Here is a 10171-nt window from a genome sequence, read left to right on the forward strand (position 1 = left end):
ATTTAATACTTGCCTTAATGAAACCTATGAGGTGGAGATAAAAATATGAAATGCACTTACAGAGAGTAGGGGAGCTGAGAGCCTATAGTACGCAGCATATTAAATGGACCACTGAGGGTGCAGTCAACAGATTAGGGATAATCTTAGTATTCTGCAACGCGACACAAGCGTTAACTGTGAGGGATATGTTAGTATCCTGCAAAGAGGAGCGTTAGCTCAAACAAGGTGGTACCGCGAGTAGAGTATAATATATAATTTTAATGATTTAATTATATAGAAATATAGATACCCGTCCTTGATATTATTTTCAAGGACGGGTATTTTTATTTGCTTACAAATAGATTTATAAAGGAGGATTAAAATATGTACAAACCGACTCTGGCAGAATTAGAAGCAATAAAAACAGAATATAAAATAGTGCCAGTGAGTAAAGAGATATTTGCTGACCTTACAACACCGATTAAAGTGTTGAAAATCTTGAAAAATATCAGTGATAATGTGTATTTATTTGAAAGTGTGGAGAATACACATCATTGGGGCAGATATTCTTTCTTAGGTTTTAATCCTTCTTTAGAGATTAGTTGTAAAAATCATTTATTGAAGATAAGAAAAGCTATTAATAATGAAATACAAGGAATTAAGACAGATAATCCAAATATAGAGATTAGAGAGATTTTAAAAGCATATAAAAGCCCTAAATTTGAATATTTACCGTCGTTTACTGGCGGATTAGTTGGATATTTTGCTTATGAATATTTGCGTTATCAAGAAAGTAAATTGGACTTTGTAGATGAAACAGTAAACAAAGATGAAGTTTCTTTCAATGATGTAGATTTGATGTTATTTGATAAGGTAATAGCTTTTGACCATTATACGAAAAAGATAATTTTAATTGTGAATATAAAAACTGATGATTTAGAAGCTAATTATGCTAAAGCCATTGATGATTTAGAAAAATTAGCAAAACTTATTATCTATGGCAAAGAAAAAGAAATACCTTCAGGAAAACTATTATCTGATTTTAAACGAGAGTTTTCTAAAGATGAATATATAGATGTAGTGAAAAAGACACAGCATTATATCAAAGAAGGCGATATTTTTCAGGCTGTCATTTCTAATCGTATAGAAGCAGATTTTTCAGGAAGTTTATTAAATGCTTATCGTATATTAAGAACGATAAACCCTTCGCCATATATGTTTTATCTAAGCTCCAAGCAAATAGAGTTGACAGGGGCTTCACCAGAAACATTGATAAAATTAGAGGATAAAGAATTAAAGACTTTTCCAATAGCTGGCACGATGCCAAGAGGTAAAGATGGACGAGAAGATGATTTATTAAAAACAAGATTGTTAAGTGATGAAAAAGAATTGGCAGAACATAATATGCTAGTGGATTTGGGCAGAAATGATATCGGTAAAATCAGTAAATTCAATTCAGTAACAGTGGAAAATATGCACAAAGTAGAGTTTTTCTCTCATGTGATGCATATAACAACTACAGTAAAAGGAAAAATCAAAGATGATTGTGATGCTTTAGACGCTATCGTAGCTACTTTGCCAGCAGGAACATTATCTGGTGCACCAAAAATACGAGCTATGGAAATCATTCATGAATTAGAGAAAAGCCCAAGAGGTATTTATGGTGGTGCTGTGGGATATATCGATTTTGCAGGCAATATGGATATGTGCATAGGTATAAGAATGGCAGTGGCAAAACAAGGTAAAGTATTTGTTCGTTCAGGTGGCGGAATAGTCAAAGATAGCATACCTGAAAATGAATACCAAGAAACGATAAATAAAGCCCAATCAATGATAGAGGCAATTACAAAAGCACAGGAGGTGGAAACATATGATTTTGTTAGTAGATAATTATGATAGCTTTGTGTATAACTTATATCAATTAATCGGTTCAATAAATCCAGAGATAAAAGTCATTCGCAATGATGAATTAAATATAGAGCAGATAAAAAAACTAAATCCAAGTCATATTGTGCTATCTCCAGGGCCAGGAAAACCTAGTGAAGCTGGAATTTGCAGTGAAATCGTGAAAGCTTTTCAAGGTGAGATACCGATTTTAGGGATTTGTTTAGGTCATCAAGTCATAGCTGAAGTTTTTGAAAGTATTGTAAGTTATGCCAAAGAAGTAGTTCATGGCAAAGCTTTTAAATTAAAGATAATGGAAAAATCACCTTTATTTAAGGGGATAGATAAAGAATTTATGGGAGCAAGATACCATTCTTTAGCGATTAAAAGAGAAACTTTAGGCGAAGATTTAAAGCTAATAGCAACTACTGATGATGGTGAAATTATGGCGATAGAGCATAGAAAATATCCTATTTATGGATTGCAATTTCATCCTGAATCAATTTTAAGTGATAACGGCAAGAAATTAATTCAAAATTTTCTGGATATAAGAGGTGGTCAAAATGATAAAACAAGCAATATATCAATTGAGCAATAAACAAGATTTAACAACAGAGCAGGCTATAGTTTCTATGCAAGAAATCATGAGTGGAACAGCGAGCAATATTCAAATTGCTAGTTTTTTGACTGCTTTGCGATTAAAGGGCGAAACGATAGACGAAATAACAGCTTTTGCTCAAGTCATGAGAGAAAAAGCTCAAAGCATAGATTATAAAGATGATTTATTTGAAATAGTCGGCACAGGTGGAGACGAAGCAAATACATTTAATATTTCAACTACAGCAGGATTTGTAATTTCAGCTAGCGGTATAAAAGTAGCTAAACATGGCAATCGCAGTGTATCTAGTAAATGTGGTGCAGCTGATTGTTTAGAAGCTTTAGGCACTAAATTAGAATTAGATGCTAAGCAGAATGAAAAGATGCTAGATGAAATAGGCATGTGTTTTATGTTCGCTCCGAAGTATCATAGTTCTATGAAATATGCTAGTCCTGTTAGACGTGAACTAGGCATTAGAACAGTATTCAATATCTTAGGGCCACTTGCTAATCCTGCAAATGCTAATCGACAATTGATGGGAGTTTATCAAGAAGAATTAGTAGAGCCATTAGCGAAAGTATTATCTAATCTCGGTGTAAAAAGAGGTGCTGTTGTCTATGGTTATGATGGTTTAGATGAGATAACAGCTTGTAATAAAACTTTAGTATGTGAAATTAAAGATAAAAAATTAAAGACATATACTTTAGATCCTAGAGATTATGGTATGGAATATGCAAATTCAGATGAATTAGTTGGCGGAGATAAAAATGAAAATGCTCAAATTACAAGGGATATTTTAGCAGGAACTTTGGGAGCAAAACGTAATGCAGTATTATTAAATGCTGGCATGAGTATTTATTTAGCAAAAGATGGATTATCTATACAAGATGGCATCAATATAGCCAAGGATACGATAGATACAGGCAAAGCTAAATATCAGATGGAACGATTTATCAAATATTCAAATGAGGTATGTTAAATGATTTTAGATGAAATTGTGGAGAAACGAAAAATCAATATAGCTAAACAAAAACAGATAAAATCATTAGCTATGCTAAAAAAAGAAGCAGAAGCTTTGCTCCAAAATAGAGATTTTCCTTTGGAAAAAGCATTGACAAAGCAAGATATAAATTTTATCTGTGAAGTGAAGAAAGCATCACCATCAAAGGGAATTATAGCTCAGGATTTTCCTTATTTAACTATCGCTAAAGAATATGAATTAGCAGGAGCAAGTGCTATTTCTGTACTCACAGAGCCAGATTATTTTTTAGGTGAAGATAAATATTTACAAGAGATTGCTCAAAATGTCAGTATTCCTGTATTGTGTAAGGATTTTATCATCGATGAATATCAGATTTATAAAGCGAAAATTTTGGGAGCTTCAGCGATTTTATTGATTTGTGCGATTTTAGATGATGAAACACTTAAGAAATTTTTTACTTTAGCTAAAAAATTAGGGCTATCCTGTTTAGTGGAAGCTCATGATGAAAATGAGATAAAAAGAGCCTTGAAGATACAAGCAAGAATTATCGGTGTGAATAATCGTAATTTAAAAGATTTCACTGTAGATGTAGAAAATAGTTTAAAATTAAGGTCTTTAGTGCCTGAAAATGTGATTTTCGTCTCGGAAAGTGGCATAAAAACTAAAGAAGATATAGAAAAATTAAGAGTTCATCAAGTGCAAGCAGTGCTTATCGGTGAAACTTTTATGAGGGCTAAAGATAAAGTCTTAGCACTTAATGAATTATATGGAAAGAAGATAAGCCCTAAAGTAAAATTTTGTGGCATGAAAACTATAGAAGATATAGCTATCATAAATAGATATACTCCAGATTATGTGGGATTTATATTTGCTAAAAGTAAACGACAAGTAAGTATGCAAACAGCGAGTGATTTAGCTAAAAATTTAGATGAAAAAATTAAAAAAGTCGGTGTTTTTGTCAATGCTTCGCTGACGCAAATTGAAGAGATAGCTCAGAAAGTTCCTTTAGATATCATTCAATTGCATGGTGATGAGGACAATGAATTTATCAAAGTATTGAAAAATAAACTTGATTTACCGATTTGGCAAGCAATAAAAGTAAAAGATATTGTTGATATAGAAAGGGCTAAACAAAGTATTGCCGATATGATTTTATTTGATGCTTATGTAAAAGATAGTGCTGGTGGCACAGGAAAGAGTTTTAATTGGGATTTGCTTAAGGATTTTACAGGTGAATTTATCTTAGCTGGTGGTATAAATAAGCAAAATATCATTAGAGCGATAAGAACGACAAGACCGTATATAGTGGATATCAGCAGTGGTATAGAAAAAGATAATCATAAAGATGAAAATGAAGTTAAGATGATAAGTGAACTTTTGCGAAAGGTAGGATAAATATGAGCGTGAATAAGATAAATAAAAAAGGTCGTTTTGGTAAATATGGCGGACAATATATGCCAGAGACTTTAATGAATGCAGTAAATCAATTAGAAGAAGCGTATTTAAAATATAAAGATGATCCTGATTTTGTCAAAGAATTAGAGGATTTACAGAGAAAATATACAGGTAGACCATCACTTTTATATTTTGCAGAAAAGATGACAAATGATTTAGGTGGAGCAAAGATTTATTTAAAACGAGAAGACTTAAATCATACAGGTTCTCATAAAATCAATAATGTTTTGGGGCAGATTTTATTGGCAAAACGCATGGGAAAAACTCGTGTAATTGCAGAAACAGGTGCAGGTCAACATGGCGTAGCTACAGCAACAGTGGCAGCACTTATGAATATGGAATGTGAAATCTTCATGGGCGAAGAAGATACGAAACGACAAGCATTAAATGTTTATCGCATGGAATTATTAGGAGCAAAAGTACATAGTGTTACTAAAGGAACAAGAACACTAAAAGACGCAGTAAATGAAGCTTTACGCGAATGGACTTCAAGAATTGATGATACACATTATGTTTTAGGCTCTGTCATGGGGCCACATCCATTTCCAACTATTGTACGTGATTTTCAGTCTATCATCAGTAGAGAAGCTCGTGAACAGATATTAGACGTGGAAAAGAGATTGCCAGATGTAGTCATGGCTTGCGTTGGTGGCGGTAGCAATGCTATGGGCATGTTTTATAATTTTATTCCTGATAAACAAGTGCGATTGATTGGTTGTGAAGCAGCCGGAAAAGGTCTTGATACAGAAGAACATGCAGCTACTATTTCTAAAGGCACAGAAGGTATTTTTCATGGTATGAAATCCTATTTTTGTCAGGATAAATATGGTCAGATTGCTCCTGTATATTCTATTTCAGCAGGTTTAGATTATCCAGGTATTGGGCCAGAACATGCTTATTTACATGATAGTGGTAGAGCTGAATATGTAGCGATTACAGATGATGAAGCAGTTGATGCGTTTGAATATTTATCAAGAACAGAAGGAATTATCCCAGCGATTGAAAGTGCTCATGCTATAGCACAAGTGATGAAAATTGCACCGAAAATGAAAAAAGATGAAATCATCATTGTTTGCTTATCTGGTAGAGGAGATAAAGATGTAGCAGCTATGGCGAGATATAGAGGAGTGAAAATCAATGATTAAGATAGAAGAAGCATTTAAAAATAAGAAAGCATTTATTCCCTTTGTATTGGCAGGTTATCCGAATTTAGAAGCTACAGAAAAATTCATTATAAAAATGGCAGAAGCTGGAGCCGATTTGATAGAAATAGGTATACCATTTTCTGACCCAGTGGCAGAAGGAACAGTTATTCAAGCGGCTAGTAAAGTGGCTTTGAGTGGCAATATGACGACAAATGATATTTTTTATATGGCTGAAAAATTAAAGGGAAAAGTGAATATTCCACTTGTATTTATGACTTATATAAATCCTATATTCGTTTATGGTAAAGATAAGTTTTTTGCTAGATGTAAGCAATGTAATATCAGTGGCGTTATTGTGGCTGATTTACCTTTTGAAGAAAAAGATGAAATCTTAACCCAAGCTAATGAAAATGATGTAGAAGTAATATCTTTGATAGCGCCTACTTCAGAAAATCGCATAGGTATGATAGCTAATGAAGCACAGGGCTTTATCTATTGTGTATCCTCTTTAGGTGTAACAGGTATTAGAAAAGAAATAAAAACAGATATACAAAGTATTGTAGATACTGTTCGCAAATATACAGATAAACCAGTAGCTGTAGGTTTTGGTATCTCAACACCGCAGCAAGCATATGATATGGCTAAAATTGCTGATGGTGTTATTGTAGGCAGTGCTGTTATCCGTATTATTGATAAATATGGCAAAGAGGCTACACCATATTTAGTTGACTATGTAAAATCTATGAAAGAAGCTATCTTAAAAGCATAATTAAAAATAATTTGTATAATAATAAAAACCCCCTTTAATTAAAGGGAGTTTTTATTTTAAACAGCATTGTAACCGAGTTCTAATGCCTGCATATTTTTATCAACTGTATGTGGTGGTACGCGATGTGCCACAGATTGTTTTACTGTTTCAAGCGAAACAATGCCAGAGAGTTTAACCATGATGCCAAGTGCAACTATATTGGCAAATAACAATTTGCCGAGTTTTTCAGAAGTCATTTTAGTGATTGGCACTTTAATGATATGTGGAAAATCTGGTGCATTTGGTACAAGGTCTTCATCAACGATTAATAAGCCATTGTCTTTGTCTAAATCGCCATAATATTTGTCAGATGCTTGTTGTGTCATAGCAAGTACGATATCGGGATTTATAACTTTAGGATGATAAATCGGATTATCGGAAATAATTACTTCCGCTTTAGAAGCACCACCACGTGCTTCTGGACCATAAGATTGAGATTGAACAGCTTGTTTGCCTTCACTTACAGCAGCTTCAGCAAAGATAATTGCTGCTGTGATAACGCCCTGACCGCCTGAACCGGATAAACGGAGTTGTTTCATCATTTTTCAACACCTCCAGCTATTTCGATAACTTTATCATAGGCATGGTCATAATCAATAGATTGATGTTGATGTAATAGACCAATTGGGAATTTGCCTATTTTTTTATCATCAGCTAATTTATCAAAAGCTGGCTTCATGATTGCATTATCACGCATCCACATCATCATCTGTGCAGGATCTGCCATTTTATTTTTACGACCGAAAGCTGTTGGACATTGTACTATGGCTTCAATCAAGGAGAAGCCTTTATTTTCAATACCACCAGCTATCATATTGATCAAATGTGGTACATGATAAGCTGTGCTTCTTGCCACATATGTAGCACCTGCTGCTGCTGATAAATTGCATGGGTCAAATGGATTATCAACGCAACCATATGGAGCAGTTGTCGCTTTTTTATCAAGCGGAGTAGTAGGTGATGCCTGACCACCTGTCATACCGTAAATATTGTTGTTGAATAATACGACAGTTAAATCTACATTACGTCTTGCACCATGAATAAAGTGATTGCCACCGATAGCCATGCAATCGCCATCACCTGTGATTACAATTACATTGAGTTCAGGTCTAGCAAGTTTTATACCTGTTGCAAATGGAATAGCTCTACCATGAGCTGTATGAAGTGTATCAAAATCCATATAACCAGATGCACGTGAAGAGCAACCAATACCGGATACGATTACTGTTTTATCTGGAGCGAGATTTTTCTTGACGATAGCTTCTACAATTGCTTTCATTACAATACCATTACCGCAACCAGGGCACCATAAATGCGGAAGGCGGTTTTGACGGAAATGTTGTTCATAAACTCTAGGTTTCATTAATTATTGCCTCCTTCACACATTTTAATAATAGCTGTTTCAATTTCAGTTGGAGTGAAAATCTGTGTATCGTATTTGCCTAAGAATTCTACTTTGCATTTGCCTTCACTTGCACGCTGTACTTCATGTACAAGTTGTCCATAGTTAAGTTCTGGGACTAAAATAGCATCAACTTTATCTGCTAAATCTGCAATAACTTTATCGGCAAATGGCCAAATTGTGATAAGACGTACCATACCGACTTTATAACCTTTTTTGCGAGCTTCGAGCATAGCTTCATACGCTGTACGAGCTGTACCACCATAGCTTACAATTGCATATTGTGCATCTTCCATATTATATGCTTCATAATGATAAATTTCATCACGAGCAATATCTATTTTTTTATGCAATCTATCGATGACTTCTCTAGTAACCATTGGGCTACCTGATGGGAAGCCTGTTTCATCATGAATAAGACCAGTTACATGAATGTGATATCCTTTACCAAAGTCAGCAATATTTGGCACTAAGTCAGTGTCAGGAGTATAGGCTTTATATTCTGGTGATGGTGCCATCTTTGGTTGACGACGAGGATAAATTTCTATATCGTCTTTCTCAGGAACATCTATGTTTTCACGTAAATGACCTACAATTTCATCCATCAATAAAATAACTGGTGTACGGAAGCGTTCTGCATAATTTACCGCCATAACAGTAACATCAAAAGTTTCACGCACACTCCATGGAGAAAGTGCAATGATGGAATGATCGCCATGTGTTCCCCAACGAGCTTGCATGATATCTCCCTGTGCTGGAGATGTTGGCTGTCCAGTTGATGGACCTACACGTTGTACATTGGCAATAACTACTGGAATTTCAGCAGCACAGGCATAACCGATTAATTCCTGTTTTAAAGAAAAGCCAGGACCAGAAGTGGCTGTTAATACTTTATCACCAGCAAGAGAAGCGCCTAAAATAGCACCCATACTAGCGATTTCATCTTCCATTTGAACGAATTTACCGCCCATTTTAGGCAATAATTTAGCCATTGTTTCAGCGATTTCTGTAGATGGTGTAATTGGATAACCTGCAAAAAAGCGTACACCAGCAGCTAAGGCACCATAACTGCACGCTTCATTGCCTTGCATTAATTTAATCATTAATTTTCCTCCTTATCTACAAAAATAGCATAATCTGGGCAACGTAATTCACATTGTCCACAACCTATACAAGCATCAGCATTGACAATCTGACAGTGATTTAATACATCTAATTGCAAAACTTTTTTTGGACAAAAAGCCACGCAAATACCGCAGCCTTTGCACCTTTGTGTTTTCAAGTAAATAATGTTCTTCAAAATTACACTCCTAAACTTTTAAATATATACATAAAATAAACATAAATATTAGTAACAATAAATTTGTTATTTGCTACATTCAATATCAGTCATGACATCTATTATATAACAAAAAGTGTAACAGTGTAAATGTATACAATATATATTTTGAAACAAATTATATTTAAATACATAATGAATTGTCAATCCAAGTGCGACACTTCTTTTTAATATAAATTAAATGGATTGTCCCAATTTAAACATTTTCTTGGTCTACTATTTAATAGTATTAATTTTTCTATTAAATCATCATTAGATATACTTTCACTAACTTTTTTATTGCTTTTAGCATTGATGATGCTGTTCTATCTTTTATTTTTATTGCCACATAAAATCTTGTTTTTCTTTCCACAAACGTTGCTAAACAAGCTTTAGCTTTTCCTCTACTAGATACTATGGTATCTAACTCCCAATGTCCAAAAGTTTTTCTACTTTTTACATCTTTTGGTCTAGTTGTGATACTATTTCCTATTAAGAATTTACCACGTGTTTCCTTTTTTCTACGTTTTCCTTTATGTCGTAAATTCTTAAGTGAAATACCTTTTAATTTACCAATATAAATCCAGTTATAAATAGTTT

General features: G+C 33.9%; 10 protein-coding genes and 1 pseudogene. 6 read left to right on the forward strand and 5 right to left on the reverse strand.

Annotated features, from left to right (window positions below):
- The first annotated feature begins 363 nt into the window (after nt 1-363).
- From trpE to trpA, 6 genes are read left to right on the forward strand one after another with little or no spacing between them, the layout of a single operon-like run.
- Nucleotides 364-1869: an anthranilate synthase component I gene (gene trpE, locus BMX03_RS08375; protein WP_091694818.1), complete on the forward strand. Its 1506-nt coding sequence runs from the start codon at nt 364-366 to the stop codon at nt 1867-1869.
- A complete protein-coding gene (locus BMX03_RS08380; RefSeq protein ID WP_091694820.1) occupies nt 1850-2461 on the forward strand; it encodes an anthranilate synthase component II in 612 nt (203 codons plus the stop codon). The genes trpE and BMX03_RS08380 overlap by 20 nt, the downstream gene beginning before the upstream one ends.
- On the forward strand, nt 2427-3440 hold the full coding sequence (gene trpD, locus BMX03_RS08385) for an anthranilate phosphoribosyltransferase (protein WP_091694823.1): 1014 nt from the start codon (nt 2427-2429) through the stop codon (nt 3438-3440). Before BMX03_RS08380 ends, trpD begins: the two co-directional genes overlap by 35 nt.
- Nucleotides 3441-4838: a bifunctional indole-3-glycerol-phosphate synthase TrpC/phosphoribosylanthranilate isomerase TrpF gene (gene trpCF / locus BMX03_RS08390; protein WP_091694826.1), complete on the forward strand. Its 1398-nt coding sequence runs from the start codon at nt 3441-3443 to the stop codon at nt 4836-4838.
- A 2-nt stretch (nt 4839-4840) separates the two neighbouring features.
- Nucleotides 4841-6043, forward strand: a complete 1203-nt coding sequence (trpB, locus tag BMX03_RS08395) for a tryptophan synthase subunit beta (protein WP_091694829.1) — start codon at nt 4841-4843, stop codon at nt 6041-6043.
- Complete coding sequence (trpA, locus tag BMX03_RS08400; RefSeq protein WP_091694831.1) at nt 6036-6812, forward strand: tryptophan synthase subunit alpha; 777 nt, start codon at nt 6036-6038, stop codon at nt 6810-6812. Before trpB ends, trpA begins: the two co-directional genes overlap by 8 nt.
- Before the next feature lie 56 nt (nt 6813-6868).
- On the opposite strand, the gene BMX03_RS08405 is transcribed toward trpA, so the two are convergent.
- The 5 genes and pseudogenes from BMX03_RS08405 to BMX03_RS08425 all read right to left on the reverse strand — a co-directional run.
- On the reverse strand, nt 6869-7393 hold the full coding sequence (locus BMX03_RS08405) for a 2-oxoacid:acceptor oxidoreductase family protein (protein WP_091694834.1): 525 nt from the start codon (nt 7391-7393) through the stop codon (nt 6869-6871).
- Complete coding sequence (locus BMX03_RS08410) at nt 7390-8214, reverse strand: 2-oxoacid:ferredoxin oxidoreductase subunit beta (protein ID WP_091694837.1); 825 nt, start codon at nt 8212-8214, stop codon at nt 7390-7392. Before BMX03_RS08410 ends, BMX03_RS08405 begins: the two co-directional genes overlap by 4 nt.
- On the reverse strand, nt 8214-9356 hold the full coding sequence (locus tag BMX03_RS08415) for a 2-oxoacid:acceptor oxidoreductase subunit alpha (RefSeq protein WP_091694839.1): 1143 nt from the start codon (nt 9354-9356) through the stop codon (nt 8214-8216). The genes BMX03_RS08410 and BMX03_RS08415 overlap by 1 nt, the downstream gene beginning before the upstream one ends.
- On the reverse strand, nt 9356-9553 hold the full coding sequence (locus tag BMX03_RS08420; RefSeq protein WP_008539288.1) for a 4Fe-4S binding protein: 198 nt from the start codon (nt 9551-9553) through the stop codon (nt 9356-9358). The genes BMX03_RS08415 and BMX03_RS08420 overlap by 1 nt, the downstream gene beginning before the upstream one ends.
- A gap of 295 nt (nt 9554-9848) precedes the next feature.
- Nucleotides 9849-10171 (reverse strand): annotated as a pseudogene (locus BMX03_RS08425) (IS30 family transposase); the annotation flags it as partial.

Source organism: Megamonas sp. Calf98-2 (genome assembly GCF_900110235.1).
GTDB lineage: Bacteria > Bacillota > Negativicutes > Selenomonadales > Selenomonadaceae > Megamonas > Megamonas funiformis.